This window comes from Enterococcus sp. DIV0174, from assembly GCF_050529065.1.
In the GTDB taxonomy this organism is placed as follows: domain Bacteria; phylum Bacillota; class Bacilli; order Lactobacillales; family Enterococcaceae; genus Enterococcus_B; species Enterococcus_B thailandicus.
In genome coordinates, this window is the sequence record NZ_CP172881.1 from 1,705,396 (window position 1) to 1,726,071 (window position 20,676).

General features: G+C 37.7%; 22 protein-coding genes and 1 riboswitch. Of the genes, 5 read left to right on the top strand and 17 right to left on the bottom strand.

Going from position 1 to position 20,676, the window contains the following annotated elements; translation table 11 throughout:
• Nucleotides 1–3 precede the first annotated feature (3 nt).
• The 5 genes from purF to purC are packed head-to-tail and all read right to left on the bottom strand — an operon-like array spanning nt 4 to nt 5,345.
• The gene (gene purF, locus IGJ93_RS08055; protein ID WP_071869283.1) at nt 4–1,443 is read right to left on the bottom strand and encodes an amidophosphoribosyltransferase; all 1,440 of its coding nucleotides are present in this window, start codon (nt 1,441–1,443) and stop codon (nt 4–6) included.
• The gene (gene purL, locus IGJ93_RS08060; protein WP_430596913.1) at nt 1,428–3,650 is read right to left on the bottom strand and encodes a phosphoribosylformylglycinamidine synthase subunit PurL; all 2,223 of its coding nucleotides are present in this window, start codon (nt 3,648–3,650) and stop codon (nt 1,428–1,430) included. Before purL ends, purF begins: the two co-directional genes overlap by 16 nt.
• Nucleotides 3,651–4,328 (bottom strand): phosphoribosylformylglycinamidine synthase subunit PurQ, encoded by a 678-nt coding sequence (gene purQ, locus IGJ93_RS08065; protein ID WP_067481179.1) that lies wholly within the window; start codon nt 4,326–4,328, stop codon nt 3,651–3,653.
• Between the two features lies 1 nt (nt 4,329).
• Nucleotides 4,330–4,584 carry a phosphoribosylformylglycinamidine synthase subunit PurS gene (purS, locus tag IGJ93_RS08070; protein WP_067481176.1) on the bottom strand — a complete coding sequence of 85 codons (255 nt, stop codon included), beginning with the start codon at nt 4,582–4,584 and terminating at the stop codon, nt 4,330–4,332.
• A gap of 44 nt (nt 4,585–4,628) precedes the next feature.
• Nucleotides 4,629–5,345 carry a phosphoribosylaminoimidazolesuccinocarboxamide synthase gene (gene purC, locus IGJ93_RS08075; protein ID WP_270344805.1) on the bottom strand — a complete coding sequence of 239 codons (717 nt, stop codon included), beginning with the start codon at nt 5,343–5,345 and terminating at the stop codon, nt 4,629–4,631.
• A 256-nt stretch (nt 5,346–5,601) separates the two neighbouring features.
• Here purC and IGJ93_RS08080 point away from each other — a divergent pair, with 256 nt between their 5' ends.
• A complete protein-coding gene (locus IGJ93_RS08080; protein ID WP_067481170.1) occupies nt 5,602–5,973 on the top strand; it encodes a hypothetical protein in 372 nt (123 codons plus the stop codon).
• 124 nt (nt 5,974–6,097) lie between these two features.
• Here IGJ93_RS08080 and purB read toward each other — a convergent pair whose 3' ends face one another.
• The 9 genes from purB to IGJ93_RS08125 all read right to left on the bottom strand — a co-directional run bounded on the left by purB (nt 6,098) and on the right by IGJ93_RS08125 (nt 14,314).
• Complete coding sequence (gene purB / locus IGJ93_RS08085) at nt 6,098–7,393, bottom strand: adenylosuccinate lyase (RefSeq protein ID WP_067481167.1); 1,296 nt, start codon at nt 7,391–7,393, stop codon at nt 6,098–6,100.
• A 13-nt stretch (nt 7,394–7,406) separates the two neighbouring features.
• A complete protein-coding gene (purK, locus tag IGJ93_RS08090) occupies nt 7,407–8,528 on the bottom strand; it encodes a 5-(carboxyamino)imidazole ribonucleotide synthase (protein ID WP_172843728.1) in 1,122 nt (373 codons plus the stop codon).
• Nucleotides 8,521–9,003, bottom strand: a complete 483-nt coding sequence (gene purE / locus IGJ93_RS08095) for a 5-(carboxyamino)imidazole ribonucleotide mutase (protein ID WP_256869131.1) — start codon at nt 9,001–9,003, stop codon at nt 8,521–8,523. The genes purK and purE overlap by 8 nt, the downstream gene beginning before the upstream one ends.
• Before the next feature lie 172 nt (nt 9,004–9,175).
• Nucleotides 9,176–10,483: a nucleobase:cation symporter-2 family protein gene (locus tag IGJ93_RS08100; RefSeq protein WP_071869287.1), complete on the bottom strand. Its 1,308-nt coding sequence runs from the start codon at nt 10,481–10,483 to the stop codon at nt 9,176–9,178.
• 2 nt (nt 10,484–10,485) lie between these two features.
• Nucleotides 10,486–11,067 (bottom strand): xanthine phosphoribosyltransferase, encoded by a 582-nt coding sequence (locus IGJ93_RS08105; protein ID WP_071869288.1) that lies wholly within the window; start codon nt 11,065–11,067, stop codon nt 10,486–10,488.
• A 120-nt stretch (nt 11,068–11,187) separates the two neighbouring features.
• A riboswitch (purine riboswitch) is annotated at nt 11,188–11,285 on the bottom strand.
• Nucleotides 11,286–11,594: 309 nt separating this feature from the next.
• Entirely contained in the window at nt 11,595–12,278 is a 684-nt protein-coding gene (locus IGJ93_RS08110; RefSeq protein ID WP_067481155.1) for a hydrolase, read from the bottom strand.
• Between the two features lie 20 nt (nt 12,279–12,298).
• Nucleotides 12,299–12,916: a glycoside hydrolase family 73 protein gene (locus IGJ93_RS08115; RefSeq protein WP_067481152.1), complete on the bottom strand. Its 618-nt coding sequence runs from the start codon at nt 12,914–12,916 to the stop codon at nt 12,299–12,301.
• A gap of 8 nt (nt 12,917–12,924) precedes the next feature.
• Nucleotides 12,925–13,761, bottom strand: coding sequence for a M15 family metallopeptidase (locus IGJ93_RS08120; RefSeq protein ID WP_270492433.1), 837 nt, complete (start codon nt 13,759–13,761; stop codon nt 12,925–12,927).
• A gap of 22 nt (nt 13,762–13,783) precedes the next feature.
• Complete coding sequence (locus IGJ93_RS08125; protein ID WP_067481146.1) at nt 13,784–14,314, bottom strand: hypothetical protein; 531 nt, start codon at nt 14,312–14,314, stop codon at nt 13,784–13,786.
• Nucleotides 14,315–14,487: 173 nt separating this feature from the next.
• Between IGJ93_RS08125 and IGJ93_RS08130 the strand changes: the two genes are divergently transcribed.
• Nucleotides 14,488–15,444, top strand: a complete 957-nt coding sequence (locus IGJ93_RS08130; protein ID WP_075491352.1) for a Gfo/Idh/MocA family protein — start codon at nt 14,488–14,490, stop codon at nt 15,442–15,444.
• Between the two features lie 187 nt (nt 15,445–15,631).
• On the opposite strand, the gene IGJ93_RS08135 is transcribed toward IGJ93_RS08130, so the two are convergent.
• On the bottom strand, nt 15,632–16,597 hold the full coding sequence (locus tag IGJ93_RS08135; RefSeq protein ID WP_075491351.1) for an aromatic acid exporter family protein: 966 nt from the start codon (nt 16,595–16,597) through the stop codon (nt 15,632–15,634).
• Nucleotides 16,598–16,705: 108 nt separating this feature from the next.
• On the opposite strand from IGJ93_RS08135, the gene IGJ93_RS08140 reads away from it, so the two are divergent.
• Nucleotides 16,706–17,296, top strand: coding sequence for an FUSC family protein (locus IGJ93_RS08140; RefSeq protein WP_071869291.1), 591 nt, complete (start codon nt 16,706–16,708; stop codon nt 17,294–17,296).
• Between the two features lie 67 nt (nt 17,297–17,363).
• On the opposite strand, the gene IGJ93_RS08145 is transcribed toward IGJ93_RS08140, so the two are convergent.
• Nucleotides 17,364–18,857, bottom strand: a complete 1,494-nt coding sequence (locus tag IGJ93_RS08145; RefSeq protein ID WP_071869292.1) for a flotillin family protein — start codon at nt 18,855–18,857, stop codon at nt 17,364–17,366.
• 13 nt (nt 18,858–18,870) lie between these two features.
• On the bottom strand, nt 18,871–19,395 hold the full coding sequence (locus tag IGJ93_RS08150) for an NfeD family protein (protein WP_067481131.1): 525 nt from the start codon (nt 19,393–19,395) through the stop codon (nt 18,871–18,873).
• A gap of 183 nt (nt 19,396–19,578) precedes the next feature.
• On the opposite strand from IGJ93_RS08150, the gene IGJ93_RS08155 reads away from it, so the two are divergent.
• Both IGJ93_RS08155 and IGJ93_RS08160 read left to right on the top strand, forming a co-directional pair.
• Nucleotides 19,579–20,259 (top strand): DNA/RNA non-specific endonuclease, encoded by a 681-nt coding sequence (locus IGJ93_RS08155; RefSeq protein WP_071869293.1) that lies wholly within the window; start codon nt 19,579–19,581, stop codon nt 20,257–20,259.
• An 8-nt stretch (nt 20,260–20,267) separates the two neighbouring features.
• Nucleotides 20,268–20,630, top strand: coding sequence for a hypothetical protein (locus tag IGJ93_RS08160; RefSeq protein ID WP_285701463.1), 363 nt, complete (start codon nt 20,268–20,270; stop codon nt 20,628–20,630).
• The last annotated feature ends 46 nt before the right edge of the window (nt 20,631–20,676 follow it).

The following is a 20,676-nucleotide window of genomic DNA, read 5'->3' on the forward strand; positions in this document are numbered from 1 at the left end:
TTATTAGAAAAACGAAACTTTTTCTTTTAGAGATGCTTGGTATTTCTCCTCATAATCATATAAAGGAGTTGGATAGTCACCATTAAAATAAGCCATACATAATCCTGAATAAGGCGCTTCTTCTTTTAACCCAATGGCAGTAATCAAACCTTCCTCACTAAGGAATTCTAAAGAATCTGCACCAATACATTGCCGAATTTCTTCGATACTATGATTAGCAGCAATCAATTCTTTCCTCGTTTGAATGTCGATTCCGTAAAAACAAGGATATTTTAGGGGTGGAGAAGCAATTCGAACATGGACCTCTTTCGCCCCAGCTTCTTTTAATAGCCGGACGATTCGTCGACTTGTCGTACCACGTACAATTGAGTCGTCTACCATCACGATTTTTTTACCTTCTACTACTCCTCGAACAGCTGATAGTTTCATACGCACACCTTGTTCGCGTAACTCTGGTGTAGGTTGAATGAAGGTTCGCGCAATATATTGGTTTTTTACTAAACCAATTTCATAAGGAATTCCACTAGCTTCAGCATACCCACTGGCAGCTGACAAAGAAGAATTGGGGACACCTACCACCATATCTGCCTCGATTGGTGCTTCTTCCGCTAGATTTTTACCCATATTTTTTCGAGCAGTATGGACATTGACCCCATTGATATTCGAATCTGGTCGTGCAAAATAGATATACTCCATTGAACAGATTGCTAGCTGTGTATCTTGTGTGTACGTTTCAATTCTTAGTCCTTCATCGTTGATTATCACTACTTCTCCGGGATGCACATCACGGAGAAATTCTGCACCAACTACTTCTAAAGCACAGGTTTCAGAGGCAACGACATAAGCACCATTTTTCATCTGTCCAATTGCTAATGGACGGAACCCATTAGGATCAAGCGCCGCAATCATTGCGTCTTCTGTCATTAGTAAATACGCAAAACCGCCTTTTACTTTGTTCAAAGATGCTTTTAATTTTGCTAAAAATGTTTCTTCGTCACTTCGACGTATCAAATGCATTAAAATTTCTGTATCCGAATTTGAATGAAAAATGGCTCCATCTTGCTCTAATTCTTTTCGCAAAGAGCGAGCATTAGTCAAATTACCATTGTGGGCTAAGCCAACTGAAACATCATAAAACTTGAATAAAAATGGTTGGATATTATCGACACTTCCATTTCCCGCAGTCGCGTAGCGCACATGACCAATTGCTGCATTTCCTGTTAATTGAGTTAATTTTCGTTGATCTTTGAATACTTCTGATAATAAACCAAGATCGCGATGCCCATGGAGTTTGCCTTCATCATTCGAAACAATCCCCGCACCTTCTTGGCCACGATGTTGTAGGCTATGCAAGCCAAAATAAGTAACACTTGCTGCATCCTGATGTCCCCAGACACCAAAAATCCCACATTCCTCATTCAAACTTTTTACTTCATAAGACATGGAATAGCTTCCTCCCAGCTTGCTTTAGCCATTTGAGTTGTTAGATTGATTTCGCCATCAACTGCTTGCATTCGCAATTGAGAATCAGCTGTTACTTCACCAAGATGGTAAGCCTGTTCTCCTGCTAATTGTTCAAAAGCTGTCTGATTTTCCGAATTGATTGACACCACAAATCGTGATTGTGTTTCCGAGAAAAGTTCCGCAACAGTCAACTCGACTTGAACTTTAACACCTAATCCATTCGCAAAAGCAGCTTCTGCAATGGCAACCGCCAGGCCACCTTCAGAACAATCATGAGAACTAGCTACCAAGCCTTGTTGAATAGCAGCTAACATTAAGTCTTGATTTTTCTTTTCAACTGCTAAATCAAAATTAGTTAACTGACCTTGAATCGTTCCTGTCAAAAGCTTTTGAATCTCGCTCCCATTAAAATCATTGCCTGTTTGACCAATAACATAAATTTGATCTCCTGCTTGCTTAAATTCCTGCGTAGTAATCTGCTCATGCGATTCAATCAAACCTACCATACCAATCATCGGAGTTGGATAGATTGCCTTGCCATCTGTTTCATTGTAAAGTGACACGTTTCCAGAAATAACTGGTGTTTCAAAGGTACGACAAGCTTCTACTATTCCATCTGCCGAGTGCCAAAGTTCCCAAAAAACTTCAGGCTTATCCGGTGAACCATAGTTCAAGCAATCTGTAATTGCTAAAGGTTTTCCACCGCTAGCAACAATATTTCGTGCTGCTTCAGCAACTGCAATCTGACCACCGATTTCTGGATTTAAATAAAGGTATCTTGCATTACAATCAGTTGTCATTGCTAAAGCTTTTTTCGTTCCGCGGATTCGTAAAACAGCTGCATCACTTCCCGGACGAACAACGGTATTTGTTTGAACTTGAGAGTCGTACGTTTCGTAAATTGACTTCTTTGAAGCAATTGTTGGTTGCGCTAATAACGATAAGAGTGTTTCGTTTGGGTCGCCAATGACAGGCACATATGCTGGCATTGTTCGAAACTCCGCCATTCTCGCTGGTTCTTTTCTTGGCTTGTCGTAAACTGGCGCATCTTCTGCCAAAGCATCAACTGGTAAGTTAGCCACTTCATTTCCATGATGATATAAACGATATTGGCCATCATCTGTTACCTTTCCAATTGTTACAGCATCTAAATCATATTTTTTGAATAACGCTTTTACTTCTTCCTCTGCACCAGCTTTGACGCAAATTAACATACGTTCTTGAGATTCAGATAACATCATTTCATAAGGAGACATACCTGTTTCTCGTTGGGGCACATCATCTAGCGTTAAAATCAAACCTGATCCTGCTTTGGAAGCCATTTCTGAACTGGATGATACCAATCCCGCAGCACCCATATCTTGGATACCTACTAAAATTTCTGCATGTTTCAGAATCAACTCAAGGCAGGCTTCCAACAACAATTTTTCCATGAAAGGATCACCAACTTGAACAGCAGAGCGTTGCTGTTCTTCTTCTTGACTAAACTCCTCTGAAGCAAATGTTGCACCATGGATACCGTCACGACCTGTTTTAGCTCCGACATACATAATAGAATTTCCGACACCTGATGCCTGACCTTTTTGAATATCTTTATGGTCAATCAACCCAACACACATCGCATTGACTAATGGATTCCCTTCATAACAAGCATCAAAAGCAATCTCGCCACCAACTGTTGGGATACCAATACAATTACCATAGCCACCAATTCCCGCAACTACTTCATCAAGTAAATATTTTGTGCGTGAATTATTCAGCTCACCAAAACGTAAAGAGTCAAGCAACGCAATTGGTCGTGCACCCATGCTGAAAATATCACGAATAATCCCGCCAACTCCAGTTGCTGCACCTTCATAAGGTTCTACAGCAGAAGGATGATTATGACTTTCTGCCTTAAAAACGACTGCTTGCCCATCACCGATATCCACAATCCCAGCTCCTTCACCAGGTCCTTGCAAAACGTTCGGTCCAATAACCGGGAATTTTCGTAGAACAGGTTTGGAATTCTTATAAGAACAATGTTCACTCCACATAACAGAAAACAGACCTGTTTCAGTATAATTAGGCATTCTACCCAATATATCTTCTTCAATCATGCGGTATTCTTCATCAGACAAACCCCATTCAGTGTAGATTTTCTGCTCTTTGATTTCTTGTGCTGTTGGCTCCATCATTGTTTTCATCTAAACAGTCACCTTCCCGAAGTTTTTGATCATTGATTGAAAGAAACGTTTTCCGTCTTCTGAACCTAATAACTGCTCCATCGCACGTTCAGGATGAGGCATCATTCCCAGAACATTTCCAGCTTGGTTCGTAATTCCTGCGATACGTTCCACACTGCCATTGATATTTTCTTCTTCATACGTAAAAACGATTTGATTATTTTCCTTTAGTTCACGTAACGTTTCTTCGTCACAAAAATAATTTCCTTCACCATGAGCGACTGGCAATTGAATCACTTCACCCTCACGATATTCTGAGGTAAACGCCGTTTGATTATTTGCAACTCTTAACGGAACTGTCTTGCAAATAAATTGTAACGACTCATTTCTGCGTAGAACACCAGGGAGTAATCCTGCTTCAGTTAAAATTTGGAATCCATTACACGTTCCAAATACTGGTTTGCCTTCTTCAGCAAAACGAATCACTTCTTGCATAATTGTCGAAAAGCGAGCAATTGCTCCACAACGAAGATAATCACCGTAAGAAAAACCACCAGGAAGTAATACACCGTCAAATCCAGAAAGTGAATCTTCATCGTAACGAACATAGGCTGCTTCCACACCCATAATTTCTTGCACAGCCCACAGCATATCTGCATCACAGTTTGAGCCAGGAAAAACAATCACTGCAAACTTCATGCTAAACTTCCTCCATTTCCTCAATTTCGTAACGATATGTTTCCATGTTGACATTCGCTAATAATTTGTCACAAATTTGTTCAATCGTTTCTTCAACCGATGCCTGTGATGGTGCAACTTGAATTTCAAAGTATTTTCCCATACGAATTTCTGTAATCTCTTCATAACCCATTCGATGCACTGCATGTTTTACTGCTTCTCCTTGTGGATCTAATACAGAATCTTTATACGTCACATAAACTTTTACAAAATACATTTGTTTTTCTCCTTTAAAAGTAAGTTTTTAAGTAGCAATGATTATTAGAATGAATAATTGTTCAACCGAGCCAACACTTCTTGATAAACTGGAACCAAATTACCGATTTTTCGACGATACACATCTTTATCCATATGCTCATGAGAGTCACTATCCCATAAACGGCAAGTATCAGGAGAAATCTCATCAGCAAGTAAGATTTTTCCATCTGCTAAACGACCAAACTCTAATTTAAAATCAATCAACTGTAAGCCGATACCCGCAAATAATTCCTGTAAAGCTTCGTTGACTTGTAAGGCGATCAACTTGATTTCTTGAATTTCAGCTGGTGTTGCAAGTTCTAAGAATGCAATGTGTGCTTCATTGATAAACGGATCATCTAACGAATCATCTTTATAATAAAATTCGATGATTGGTTCAGGTAACAAGGTTCCTTCTGGTACCGCTAATCGTTTGGAGAAGCTTCCCGCTGCAAAATTTCTGACAACTACCTCCAAAGGAATCACTTCGACTTTTTTTACTAATTGTTCGGTTTTTGACAAAATATCAATGAAATGATTGTCAATTCCTTTTTTTGTTAAGTATTGGAAAATTCGGCTAGTGATCTGATTATTTAATTCACCTTTTCCTTGAATTTGGTCTTTCATGACCCCATTCAATGCAGTTGCTTGATCAAGATATTCAACCCAAATCACTTGTTTGTCCTCTGTTGCAAACATTTTTTTTGCTTTTCCTTCGTATAACAATTCCGCTTTCTCCACAAGTCTCTCTCCTTATAAACTTACATTTAATTGACAAACAGTTGTTTTTGTTCGTCTTTTCACTTTTGATTTTAACAACACTTTTTAGGTAAATCAACCAACTACTGTACATTATTAGCATTAGAATCATCTAATGTTCGCTTTTAGACAATCAATGTGTAAAAACACCCTTAACCGAAGCGTTTACATCAGAAAAACTTAATGGTATAGTAAACGTGTGATTACCATGTATGTTTATTCAAGGAGGCACTAGCATATGGAAGATTCAACTTATACTGCACAACAATTCCTTTCTGAACTAACACCAGAAGAACGTGCTCGCTTATACAACGATTTATTGGGTATCAAAGATGTTTATCTGTGCAATAAAGATACAAGCTTTTATACTTTCCGAAAAATTCGCCGTGCAACGAAACGTCATGCTGAATGCCGGAAAAAAACTGCACACTATCAAACGAATTCCAATCATGAGTTGTTAATCAATCAAATTCATGAACAAAAAGTATTCAAAAATCAATATCGTATCCAAATCGTGTTTAACACTCAAGAATACAATTATGATTTCATTGATTATTTACTCAATCTGCTTCACTCGCTTCATTTTACAAATACGCAAGCACTTGCGTAAGTAATCAGCGAATGTTCTACTAACTGAAAAAACAAAAGAGGTCTGCCAGATCAGTGGCAAACCTCTTTATTTATTTACACAAAAAAAAACGCTACAGCATTTTTTGCTGTAGCGTTTCATCGACTTATGCCAAGCCAACACGTTCAAAAATTGCGTCGACATTTTTTAAATGGTAGTGATAGTCAAACGCATCTTCAATATCTTCTGCTGATAACACAGAAGTGATTTTAGTATCGTTTTCCAATAAAGGACGGAAAGCTGTTTGCTCATCCCACGCTTGCGCAGTTTTTGGTTGAACTAAATCATACGCTTCTTCACGAGTCATGCCTTTATCAATTAATTTTAACAATACTCTTTGACTATAAATCAAGCCAAATGTGGCATCCATATTACGTTTCATATTTTCTGGGAAGACCGTCAGATTCTTCACGATATTTCCAAAACGATTCAACATATAATCCAAAAGGATCGTTGTATCAGGTAAAATAATTCGTTCAGCAGATGAATGAGAAATATCTCTTTCATGCCATAAAGAAACATTTTCGTACGCAGTAACCATATGTCCACGAATCACTCTCGCCAAACCAGACATGTTCTCCGACCCAATTGGATTGCGTTTATGTGGCATTGCAGAAGATCCCTTTTGCCCTTTAGCAAAAAACTCTTCGACTTCACGCGTTTCTGATTTTTGCAACCCACGAATTTCTGTCGCAAATCGTTCAATACTCGTTGCAATCAATGCCATTGTTGCAAAGTATTCAGCGTGTAAATCGCGCGGTAAAACTTGGGTTGAGATTTCTTGTGGTCGAATGCCTAAATTTTCACAAACATATTCTTCAATGAATGGTGGAATATTCGCAAATGTTCCTACTGCACCAGAAATTTTTCCAGCTTCTACACCTTTAGCTGCATGTTCAAACCGTTCAATATTCCGTTTCATTTCAGAGTACCAAGTAGCTAATTTCAAGCCAAATGTCGTTGGTTCAGCATGAACCCCGTGTGTCCGCCCCATCATGACTGTATATTTATGTTCTTTTGCTTTTTCACCAATAATTTCTGTGAATCGTTTTAAGTCTTCACGCAAAATATCATTCGCTTGTTTGATTAAATAACCATAGGCAGTATCAACAACATCTGTACTTGTTAACCCATAATGTACCCACTTACGTTCTTCGCCAAGTGTTTCAGATACTGCACGCGTGAAAGCTACAACATCGTGGCGTGTTGATTTTTCAATCTCTAAAATTCGATTGATATCAAATGAAGCATTTTCCCGGATTTTTTTCACATCTTCTTTAGGAATATCGCCAAGTTCTGCCCAAGCTTCATCTGCTAAAATCTCAACCTCCAACCAAGCTTGATATTTATTTGTTTCTGTCCAGATATTTCCCATCTCAGGTCGTGTATAACGTTCTAACATTTAACTTTCTCCTTTAGTCCCAAATGTTGGTTTGATAGATTTCTTCTAGCGTTTCATGCGTATCTTCAGTCAAAATAGTGATATGTCCCATTTTACGCCCTTTTTGCGCTTGACTCTTACCGTAGAAATGGAATTGCCAATCTGGTTTTTTCTCAATTAAACGATAGCTTTCTAGCAGCTGTTCACCTAACACATTGACCATGACAGCATCACTTAGCAACCGAATCTTACTTAAAGGCCAACCACAAATACCACGAATGTGTGCATCGAATTGACTCATTGAACAAGCTTCAATTGAATAGTGTCCAGAATTATGTGGTCTTGGTGCTAACTCATTGACATATAAACCACCTGTCTTAGTCAAAAACATTTCGACACCTAAAACACCAGAGAGGTTCACTGCTTTTGCTACTACTTTTGCGATTCGCTCAGCTTCCTCGACTACTTCAGCAGGTACACGAGCTGGTGCAATTGTTTCATGCAAAATATTATTTCGGTGAACATTTTCTACCACAGGAAATGTTGTGTACTCTCCTTGACCGTTGCCAGCCACCATGACAGAAATTTCTTTTTCAAAAGGAATCCAAGCTTCCAACACACAAGTTCCTTTACGTAATAAGTCCATTGCTGGTGCTAAGTCAGCTCGGCCATACAATACACATTGGCCTTTGCCATCATACCCACCGCGTGTCGTTTTTAAAACACAAGGGTAACCAATTCCGTCGATTGCATCTTGAATATCTGTTGGACTAACAATTGTTGCATAAGGTGCAATCACAATATTATTTGTTTCTAAAAATGATTTTTCTAGTAGGCGGTCTTGCGTAATTGCCAACAAGTCCGTACCTTGTGGAATAAATGATTTTGGTAAAATAGCATTAAGTGCTTCCACACTTACATTTTCAAATTCATAGGTAATGACATCTGTTCGTCTAGCAAGTTCTTCTAACGCAAAAGTATCATCATAGGAACTTTCGATATGCCAATCAGCCACTTGAGCTGCTGGGCAACCACTAACAGGATCTAATACACCTACTTTAAAGCCCATTTCTTTTGCACTAATTGTCATCATCCGACCTAATTGACCGCCGCCGACAATACCAATCGTTGATCCAGGCAGTAATGGTTTAACCAAGTTGATCACTACTTTCTATAACAGTTTCAGCCATCATTGAACGTCTTTCAGCCAATTTAGCTTCCAATTCTAAATCATACATTGAAAGCATCTGTACCGCAAGTAGTCCGGCGTTAATTGCGCCAGCTTTTCCAATTGCTGTTGTTGCTACTGGCACACCACCTGGCATTTGAACAATCGATAATAACGAGTCTAAACCATTTAATGTTCGTGATTGAACAGGAACACCAATCACTGGTAGTGTTGTCTGCGCAGCAACCATTCCGGGTAAATGGGCTGCACCACCTGCGCCTGCAATAATTACTTTAATTCCTCTTTCTCTTGCTTCTTTCGCAAATTGAAACATTAAATCTGGCGTGCGATGCGCTGACACAACTTTTTTTTCATAGGCAACACCAAATTCATCTAACATGTCACAAGCAAATTTCATAGTTTCCCAATCCGAAATACTTCCCATAATGACTGCAACTTCCACGATTTTTTTCCCCTCTCTGCTACAATACACTCATATTTTAACAAGTGAATTTTCCAACGTCAAACAAAAATCGAATATTAATTAACGATACAACAATAACGTTCGTGTTTATTTTTTTGAACAAAAAAATAAAAGTAACAAAAAATATTTTCTGCTACTTTTATTTTCACTTTTATTTTTCGAATGCCTCTTCAATAATTGCTTCATCCTCTTTGATTCCATTAAAAACCAAATTCAAGACAATAGCTGTAATACTGCTCATAACAATTCCGTTACCAGTGAACATTTGAATTGTTTCAGGAAGCTGTCCAAATAAAGACGGCATGATGTTGAAACCTAATCCAAAACCAATTGAAACAGCAACAATCAATAAATTTTTATCATTATCAAAATCAACATCTAACAACATACGAATTCCTTGAACAGCCACCATTCCAAACATCACTAACATTCCGCCACCAAGTACGGGTTCAGGAATGATTTGGGCAATAGCACCAATTTTTGGAAATAGACCTAAGATAATCAAGAATGCAGCCGAAAAGTAAATTGGTTTTCTTGTTTTGATTCCGGATAACTGAACTAGCCCAACATTTTGAGAAAAACCAGTATAAGGGAATGTGTTGAAAATACCACCAAGAATAACTGCCAGCCCTTCCGCACGATAACCTTTTTTCAGCTCTTCTTCGCCAACTTTTTTACCAGTAATATCGCCAAGTGCAAAGTAAACACCTGTTGATTCAACCATACTAACAATCGAAATAATAATCATTAGCAAAATAGACCAGATATCAAATGTTGGTTTTCCAAAATAAAATGGTTGTGGTACATGGAACAATGGCGCTTGACCAATTGCCTCTAAGTTAATCATTCCCATCAAGCCAGCTAATACGCTCCCGCCAACTAAACCAATCAATACAGCAATTGAACGAATAAATCCTTTGCCAAGCATTTGGACACCAACAATCAATCCAATCGTTACAAAAGCCAACAATAGATTAGTTTTGTCACCAAAATTTGTTGCAGCAGCACTACCGCCACCCATTTTTTCAATTGCCACAGGGATTAAGGTCAAGCCAATGACTGTAATAACAGTTCCTGTTACAAGCGGTGGAAATAATTTTTTGATTTTAGAAAAGAAGCCTGCAGCTAATACCACAAAAATCCCAGATGCGATGATTGAACCATAGATTGCACCAACACCCTTATCTGTACCAATCAAAATCAACGGAGCTACTGCTTGGATTGCACAACCCAAAACAACAGGCAAACCAATTCCAAAGAAACGATTGACAGTCAGTTGTAGTAAAGTAGCTAACCCGCACATAAAAATATCAATTGAAATCAAGTAAGTCATTTGTTCTTGATTAAAACCAAGACCTGTTCCTATTAGTAATGGCACTGCAACTGCACCTGCATACATTGCTAATAGATGTTGTAACCCTAAGACTGCTGCTTTTCCATTTTGCGTTTCTTTTTCCAATGTTATGCGTCCTCCTCAAGAAACTCAACTTGACCATTTGATAAGGAAGCGATACGCGCTAAAGAAACAACACGTAGTCCCATTTGTTCAAGTAATTCTCGTCCATCTTGGAAAGATTTTTCAATGACAATTCCGATTCCTTCAACTTCTGCCCCAGCTTGTTGACACAACTCAATCAATCCTTTAGCAGCTTGACCATTTGCCAAGAAATCATCAATAATCAAAACTTTATCGTTTTCTGATAAAAATTTTCGTGAAATTGAAATCGTGCTTGTTACTTGTTTGGTGAAAGAATAGACAGAAGCTGTTAAAAGTTCTTCGTCCATCGTTAAACTTTTTGCTTTTCTAGCAAAAATCATTGGCACACCCAATTCTTTTGCAGCATATAAAGCGGGCGCAATCCCAGAAGCTTCAATCGTTACCACCTTGGTAATTCCTTGGTTTTTAAATACTTCTGCAAAACGTTGACCCATTTGTTCCATCAAAACTGGATCTACTTGGTGAGTCACAAAGCTATCAACTTTTAGCACACCTTCACCCAATACACGCCCATCTTTTTTGATGCGTTCAACTAATTCTTTCACTTTCTTTGCCCCTTTTCCTTGATTTTTTGTTCAATTAATAGCTTTTTCATCCACACTCTATCGTAAAATTTCTGATAAAGAAAAACACCCTTCTACTTTAAAATAAGCAAAAAAGGGTGTGTTGTCCACTCTTTTACTTATAGTCCAATCTTTACGGCATTGGCTAGAAACTGTCATCCATATTATGACGATATATAAGTAGGTATGTAGAACTGACAAGTCAGTAATATACAATAACTCGATAAGATGTTTAAAGCCAGAGGAGTTGTTTTTTTAACAGAATCCTCAGGTAAATCGATCGTTTTTCATTAAAAATTTTTCCTTCTAAACAAAATTCGATTGATTAAAGATTGAAAATAGTCTAACACTACTTACTGAAACTGACAATGTACTTTCAATAAAAATTTTCTAAAATCTAATCTTTTTTCATTATTTTCATGTTTTGTTCGTTTTTTCAGCTATTTTTACTTGAAAAACAAGAAAAACGCGAAGCAAATTAACTTGCTTCGCGTTTGAAAAGGTCTCTTTTAATTTTGATGATTCTCTTTTTCAAGTTGACGATACTTGTCCATCTTCGCACTGAACAATTCACCATTTGTTGGCGGTGTATAGGTGATAGCATTGGCTCCTGCTTCAATTGTTTCCAAGATACTTTCCTCTGTTGGACCACCAGTTGCAATAATTGGTAGTTCCGGATACTTTTCTCGGAAATAACGAACAGTTTCTGCAGTTTCTTTACCAGCACTAATGTTGATGATTGAAATACCTGCTTCTAGCTTTTCATCAAGTTCTGTATATTTAGAGGTCACCGTGCTAACTACAGGAATGTCAACAATCCGACAAACTTCTCGAACTGTTTCTAACGGCGTTGGTCCATTTAAGACAACGCCTAAGGAACCTTGTGCTTCAGCAAACATACTCATATAAGCAGAACGAGCGCCCTGAGTTAAACCGCCTCCCACACCAGAAAATACCGGAATGTCCGCAGCTTCAATTATACTTTTGGTAATTGCTGGGTGCGGTGTAAAAGGATAAACTGCGATTACTGCATTCGCATTCGTGTTTCTAATAATCGCAATATCCGTTGTAAAAATAATTGATCGAATTTTTTTACCAAAAACTTTAATTCCACTTGCTTGCGAAATAACTTCTGGTACACGAACAATATCTTTTCTTAATTCTGTCATGATTTCAGGAACAAACTCTGCCATCCTGCCACTTCCTCTCCGCGTTATCTACGATCGTATTGATCAAGGTGATAGGTTTCAATTACTTGAATAATTTTTTGTGCATATGTGGGATCTGTTGCATACCCTGCATCTTGTAGTGCTTGCGAAGCTTCTTGGTAATTACTTGCTGTGATTACTCTTTCGTACAAAGCCGGATTCCAGTCAACGCCTTGAATAAATAGTTGAGTATGGTCATCCATGGATTCTTCCCATGAATGGTATACGCGAAACTCACCTTGAATCGTAATCCATGCTTCGTTGACATATTCTTTGGTTTCAAGACTTACTTTTTCTTGATCACCATAAGCTTTGATTCCAAATAAATTTTTATATTCACTCGCTAACGTGCTTTTCCCCCAGTTTGATTCAAGAATTGCTTGTCCCAGAATAATGCTCGGCAAGATACCATAAGCATTTTGTAATTCTTGTGCATGCGGAACAAGTTGTTGGATAAATTCTTGATGAGATTGTGCTTCTTGCTCTGCCGAATGATCGGTAAGTGGTGTCATCAATCCTCTTAAAGAAGCAAAAAAAGCAAATAGGATGAGTAAGCTTCCTGCGCATAAAACGATGAAACGCATTTTTTTCCGTCGACGACTTTTGAATTTTTTAATTGCCATCTATGTTCCTACTTTTCCTTTAATTCATTCAAATACTCTTCTAACGTCAACTGATTTTTTGTGATATATTCAGCACTTTCTTTTCCCACGTAGCGAAGGTGCCAAGGTTCATAAGTGATTTTGGTAATATCTTCACGATTTTTTGGATAGCGAACAATAAAACCATATTTAGCACAATTTTCTGCAATCCATTTTGCACCTGGTTGATCGCCATAGCTAGCTTCCAAAACAGTTGAAGGATAGTTGTTGTACCAATCTTCATCAACTACATCGACGGCTAAACCCGTATGATGCTCACTATAGCCTGGCTCGGTAATCGTTTGTTTCGTGATTTTCGTTGCTGCTTCTTCAGTAATTCCCTGTTGTGCCATTACTTCTTGGACATGTTGTGCGAATACTTGCTCTTGTGACGTGACTGAACGAAACGCTGAAACCATGACAAGTGGATAACCAGCCTCTTGTGCTGCTTGGGAAAATTCTTGATAATCAGGTTCAATTCTCTTATCAATCAAATAACCATTTGATAAAGCCGTCAATTGACTTGACTCATCTACTTCAGTTTCCAACTTATTTTCTGGTCCAACTAATACTAGCTTCCAGTCATCTGTACTAACATCAGGTAATTCTGACGTCGTTTTTGTTTTTTGTTTACTTTTCTTATTTGTTGATGAACTTTCAGTCGTATCGGTAATACTGGCAAGCCCCTTTTTAGGACTTTTTGCAGCTTTCTTTACTTCTGTTTGTCTTGTCGCCTCGACTTCGCCAGCATTATGGTCTGACATAAAAATGTAGCCCATCGCGCCAATCATAATAATGACTGAAGCAAAACCTAAAATTTTCTTCACTTAAAAAATCCTTTCATTCCCTTTAATGCTCAGCGTTTACTTCATGGACATAGGTTTCCTCAAGGTTTTCATTCACCCAGTCTAAAAGTTCCACTTTTTCGCCTTCGATTTGTTGCTGAATATCCGCTGGCAATCGGAAATTCAAAATATCGTCATAGCCCCATTCATCATAGTGAATACTCACTTTCAAGTCAAGGTATCTGCTAGGATGTTGTTCATTTTTTAACGGAATCAATTCAACCTCTGCGACGCCACTGTGCAACCATTTTTGGGCAATTCGTGTCTTGATTTGTTTGTATTCAGCAACAGCAATCGTTCTCTTTTCTGGAAAAATAATTGTCTGTCTTAGAATTTTTTGGGTCAACATCCATTCATAATCAGTAAAAAGATTTTTTACTTTCTGCATAGCTTCAGATGGTAAATTTTTTTCACCCTTTTTCCATGCGTCCCATTCTTCTTTATTGATTAGTAGGTACTCGTCTAAGAAAAATTGCTCTGATTCAAATTGTTCTAATAATACACTTATAATAAGATCAATATATACTTGATGCATCCGAATCCCCTCCTCTTTTCATTTTACTTAAATTCAGAAAAAAAATCATCTTTTTCATTGCGCCTTCAAGTTTTTTTATCGTTTAGGCACTTTTTCTTAAAATCAAGTCAAACTTTGCTATACTTAATAGGTAAACTGCATCTATTTTAAAGATTAAAAAGGAGCTATCTCTCATGAAAAAATATCAATGGGGAATTATCGGTTTAGGAACAATTGCGAAAGAATTCGCTGAAAATTTCAATCAAAATTCAAGTACACTATCCGCAGTTGCTTCTCGTTCGCTAGCCAAAGCACAGGCATTTGCAACAGATTATGGTATTGAAAAAGCTTATGGAAGTTATCAAGACCTTTTGGCAGATGACGAGATTGATATCATTTATATAGCTGTACCAAATCGCCAACATCTTTCACACATTTTGGCAGCATTAGAAGCAGGAAAACACGTCTTATGCGAAAAAGCAATCACAATGAATACTGCTGAGTTAGCTGAGGCAATGAAACTAGCGGAGGAAAAAGGGTTGATTCTTGCTGAAGCAATGACCATCTTTAACATGCCACTTTATCAACGACTTCATTCACTAGTTGACAGCAAGAAATTAGGTAAATTAAAAATGATTCAGGCTCCTTTTGGTAGTGCAAAGGAACCAGATCCTACTAATCGTTTTTTCAATCCAGATTTAGCTGGCGGTGCTTTACTTGATATTGGTACCTACGCAGTTTCATTTGCGCGTTTCTTTCTAACTGCTCAACCAGAAGTAGTTGCTTCGACGATGATTCCGTTTGAAACAGGCGTTGATGAACAATCGGTTACGATTTTACGAAATGATCAGGACGAATTAGCAACTGTTAGCCTAACCTTCCGAGCAAAAATGCCTAAAGTTGGTATCGTTGCTTATGAAAATGGCTACATTACAATTACTGATTACCCACGTGCAGATCGTGCTGAGATTACTTATGTCGATGGTACAAAAGAATTCATCGAAAGCGGCAGCACTTCACAAGCTTTAAATTATGAAATTGCGAACATGGTACAGATGATTGAAGGTGAATTACCTAATCGCTCACTTTATTTAACCAAAGATGTCATTGACATTCTGGACCAAATGCACACATATTGGCAAAAAGCGTAACAATTAGACAAACAGAAATCAAAAAATAATTAGCTTCAAAAGTAAGAAGGGCAATTTAAAAATCGCTTCATCTATTTTTTAAAAATTATTCAGCTTCTTTTTCCGAGAGAGCTACTTTTGAGAAAACATTTAATCGTGAAAAAGTGTCTGGGACATAATCATTTTGATTCCTGTCCCAGACACTTTTTTATGAATTACTCTGTTGGTTTTGCTGTGCAAATTCTGCTTTGATTTCAATAAAACTTTTAAATGATTGTAAAAACTGAAACAGTTCTGCACGATTCTCAAACTCAGACCGCTTTTGTGGTAAGGGCATTTGCCGATATTCAGCATAAACTTCATAAATTCGCTCCATAATACGTGTACCGTCATTTTCTTCAGCAAACGTTTCTGCTGTATAGATTAGCAAACCGTAAATTTGCTCACTGTATGGATTGGGTGACTCAATCCGCTCTAAGTTTTGAATCATATTATTTAACACATTTAATTGTGCCCGTCTCATTGAAAAATAAGTTTCATAATACCCTTCTTGTCTGACCCAATCATTTTCATGATGATTTCGAGCTTCTAACTGACTTGTACGAATAAACGCTAATAGTTGTTGGCAATCTTCTTCGATAAGTCGCTCGTTTTCCTCTTTTAACAATGAATCAGCCATTTCTTGTAACAACTGGCGAAATTCAACCTCAATCACTAATTGATTTTCTTGTAGCCGCTTTTCGGTATTAGGCATGTAAATATTTGCTACTAAAGCTAATCCTACGCCAATAACCATCAATCCTAATGCATTTAAAATTAGTGACACAGCCATGCTTTGCTCAACTAAATACTGTGTAACCAAAACAGAGTTCACAACGATTCCTTCTGTTAACTTAAATTGAACTGCTAACGGAATAAAAAGAAGTAAAAAGAATCCAAACCCAATCGGAGAAAAACCAAGGAGCTTAAAGCTAAGGAAAGCAACGACTGTCGCCAAAATGAAAGCAATAAAACGATCGACACCCGTCCTTATTGTCGACCTCCTCGTATTACCAACACTCAAAACGGCAATAATCCCAGCTGAAGGCCAATAAAGTAAAGGCAAGCTGTTCGCGATCAGCATCGCAAATGTTGCACTAATTACTGTTTTTATCGTTCGCATACCAATCCGCATACATTTCCCCCTTTTTTCATCCAATTATACTAAACCTCTACGCTAAAAACTAGCAAACATGCCGAAGATTCGTTATGATTAAAAAAAGGGATTAAAGGAGAAAAAGTTATGCAAATCGGTCGTTTCCGCCTCGGTATGCGGACTATAAAAAGTGCACTAGCTGTTTTTATCTGTATGTTAGTCTTTCACTTCTTTCAGCGAGGCAATCCATTGATTGCTGCGCTGTCAGCCGTTTTTTCTTTACGCCAAGATTTAACATCGACTGTTTCCTTTGGTCGCTCTCGAATCATCGGAAATTCAATTGGCGGTGTTCTAGCCATTATCTTTTTCTTCATCAAGCACTACTTCCACAATGATTTTTTAGTTGAACTATTTTTATTACCTGTTTTGGTTATCATAACCATCGTAGTTTCAGATGGCATCGACAACAATTCTGGAATCATTTCAGCCATTTCTACTTTGCTAATGATTTCTTTGAGTATTCCTCAAGGTGAGTCTACTCTTTACGCATTACAGCGGGTTTTCGATACCTTCATTGGAACATTCATTGCTCTAGGAATTAATTTTGTGTTACGACCACCAGAAGATGAGAAGAAAAAAGAATTGGCTGAAGATTTAGTCGAGTTACAAAAGAAAGAACGTACTTTGCGTAAAAGTTTAGTAGAAATTGAAAAACAAATCGAAAAACAAAAAAAATAAACATTGTCCCACAAAAAGACCACTGTAAAATGATTAAACATTTTACAGTGGTCTTTTTGATTTTTAACTATACCTCGTCATTATTTGCTGGTTTTGAGTCGCCTTCGTACAAATTCACTTGACTTGAAGTCCCTTTGGTTGAAAGATTCTCAATAATTTCTTTTAAATCCAGACCCGTTGTTGCTTTTAAAGTTTCTTGTGTGGATGCTAATAAGTTGGTTGCATATCCGGTTACTCGATTCGCTCCACCATTTTCACCAGATCCATTTCCAGTATCAACAACAGAAATTTTTTCAATGTTTCCTAATGGTTGTGCTGCTTCACGCATCAATTGTGGTAACATTTCAATCACCATGCTTAACACAGCCGCCTCACCATATTCTTTAAAGGCATCAGCAATTTTTTGTTTTGCTTCGGCTTCGGCTTTCCCTTTTGCTAAAATGGCTTCGGCTTCCGCTTGACCAGCCAAACGAGTTTGGCTTGCTTGTGCCTCAGCTAAAGCTTCTACTCTAAAACGTTCTGCCTCGGCTTCAGTTACTTCTTTTACTTTCTGTGCTTGTGCTTCTTGTTCTTTCGCGTAACGGTCAGCATCTGCTTTTTTCTTCACTTCAGAATCATATTGCTTTTCTCGACGGATGATTTCTTTTTCTTCTAATTCAATTTGCTTTTGTCTTTCAACGACCTTCATTTGCATTTCTTGCTCAATAACTTGTTGTTGTGCACGGGCACTTTCTAAGTTATACGCTTGGTCTGCCTTCGCTTTAGCAACATCTTGTTCTTGTTTATAAGTTGCTAACTTCAATTCTTTTTCTTTTACTGATTCAGCGATTTCTGTTTGTCGTTGTAATTCTGCAGCTTGTGATTCTTTTTCAGCTTGTGCTTTTTTGATTCGCGTTTCTTTCAATGCTTCGGCTTCCGCAATTTCTGCATCTCGCTTCACTTGAGCAATTCTTGGTTTCCCTAATGAATCAAGATAGCCGTTTTTATCACGAACTTCTTTGATCGTAAATGAAACAATAATCAGCCCCATCTTCGCTAAATCAACAGAAGCAACTTCTTGAACACTTTGGCTGAATTTATCACGATTTTGATAAATTTCTTCCACTGTCATCGAGCCCAAGATTGAACGTAAATGTCCTTCAAGAACTTCTCTCGCTTCGTTTTCTAATTCATCGGTTGTTTTTCCTAAAAATTGTTCTGCCGCTGTTGCAATTTCTTCCACAGATGAACCGATTTTAATGATCGATGTTCCATCACACATAACTGGTACACCTTGCTCTGTGTAAACTTCTGGCGTAGAAACATCTAACTTACTAGAAAGTAAACTGATTCGGTTAGAACGTTGGAAAACGGGTAAAACAAATGCACCGCCACCGCGGACGATTTTGATTTTATTATTACTTTCGTCTGTGTGGACATTTTTCTTTCCTAAATAACTACCACTGATAATTAACGCTTCATCGGGTTTTGCTGTTTGATACTTTGATACGAAAACAATTAAAAGCATCAATAAAATAAAGATAACAATTGCAACTGATAAAAAAGCTCCTGATATAACCATTCAACACACTCCCTTAAGATTTTAGCATTCCGTCATATGGGATGACGTAACATACTCTGTCTTTTACTTCGATAATCAACACTTTTGTCCCTCTTTGAGCCATTGTTTCCTGTTCCGCATAAAAACAAGCAGGTCGATTGATCGATCCCGTTACACTTTGAAGTTGTATTTCTCCCATTCCTTTGATTGGAATTGGTGTAACGACTTGCGCTACTTGTCCCTCTAATGTTTTTTCAGACGAAGATAGTGTTGCTTCTGCATTCTTCATTGGCATCAAAATATAAAAATTGAGCAAGAATACCAATACACTTGAAATTGCAGCACTAATCACAAAAATCAAAACTGACGACCATTCAGTCAAACTTTCTCCTAAGTAGCCAAACAGACTTGTAAATGCTAACCAAGGTACTAACAACATTGGATCTAGCGGCCCGTCAAAATCAAATACATCGCCAAAAATAACCAAAAGAACTGCGATTCCAGCACAAATAAGTAACGTATACCAATAAATCGTTTCTAATGCGATCCCCCCAAACATAAAGCGCCTCCTTTTATCTTCTATCATACCAATTATCAATAAGCGTGTACACCACATTTTATGAGTGAAAATCAGTATTTTATGACTTCAAGACAACACTTTATGAGTTTTTGTTGTCGTTATTAATAAATTTTACTATTATAAATAATCTATTTCACCTATACTGGATAACGAGGTGAAAAAATGAAAAACATGAACAAACTTTTAGGCACGCTACTTACCTTATTGATTGTGGGAGCTGCTAGCTGGCTGGGGTTGGATTTAAATTCTTCAAATGACAAATCAACACCTTCTTCTACTACTCATGAACAGGTGACCCAACAGCATACACAAAACGGATTACCAACTAAAGAAGATCTAGCCCCTACTGGAAATAATTCTGGGCCAAAGGAAGTAGGTCTCGCGACTTTTTCAGCAGATGAGTTAAAAGACAATCAGAATGGTTGGATTACCTACCACTCTCTTGATCAATTGAAACGTCCGACAGGTGCAGAAGCACTAATCAAGAAAAAAATGATCAACACTGGTACTAGTGCCAATCGAGAAATTCGTCCACCAGGTTTTGTTTCTGGACCAAAATATGATCATTCCAGAGGTCACTTGATTGCCAAACAATTTGGTGGCAGTGGTGATGAAAGAAAAAACTTGGTCACGCTTTATCAATTCCCAGTTAATGATCCGTACATGAATTATTACGAACTAGCAATTCGACAAGCACTCAACAAAGGCGAAACTGTTCGCTATCGTGTTACACCAAACTACACAAAAAATGAATTGATCCCAGAAAGTGTAACCCTCGAAGCACAAGGACTGAATGCAAACACAACGATCAACTTCAAAGTTGAAATTCCAAATAAGAAATAGGTGGTTCTATGTTTGAAATCCTGTATAACCAAACATTAACTAAAACGATCACATGGCTTCAAGAAGAAAAAGTCGAAATAATTGGTGAATTAGTGCTTTTCCCATCGACAGACTATCTGCAAAAAAGTCTAGCCGCAACGCCGTCTGAGCTAACAATAACAGTCACTGAGTATCTGCAGATGTTCGATCATTACGAATTAGTTGCTCGCACAATTGATGGGGATTATCTCTTAGCAAATGAACATGAAGTGGTTATGCTTCCTCATTCTCATATCAAGGAAGATTTCTTGTATTATTACAACACGTTTTCTTCCCTCATAATAAAGTATGCGAATTCTAAAAATTCAATCGAAACTTTTTTCAAAAAATGATTTTTTTAAATAAAAAACTAAAAATAAAAAAGGTGAAACAAAACAT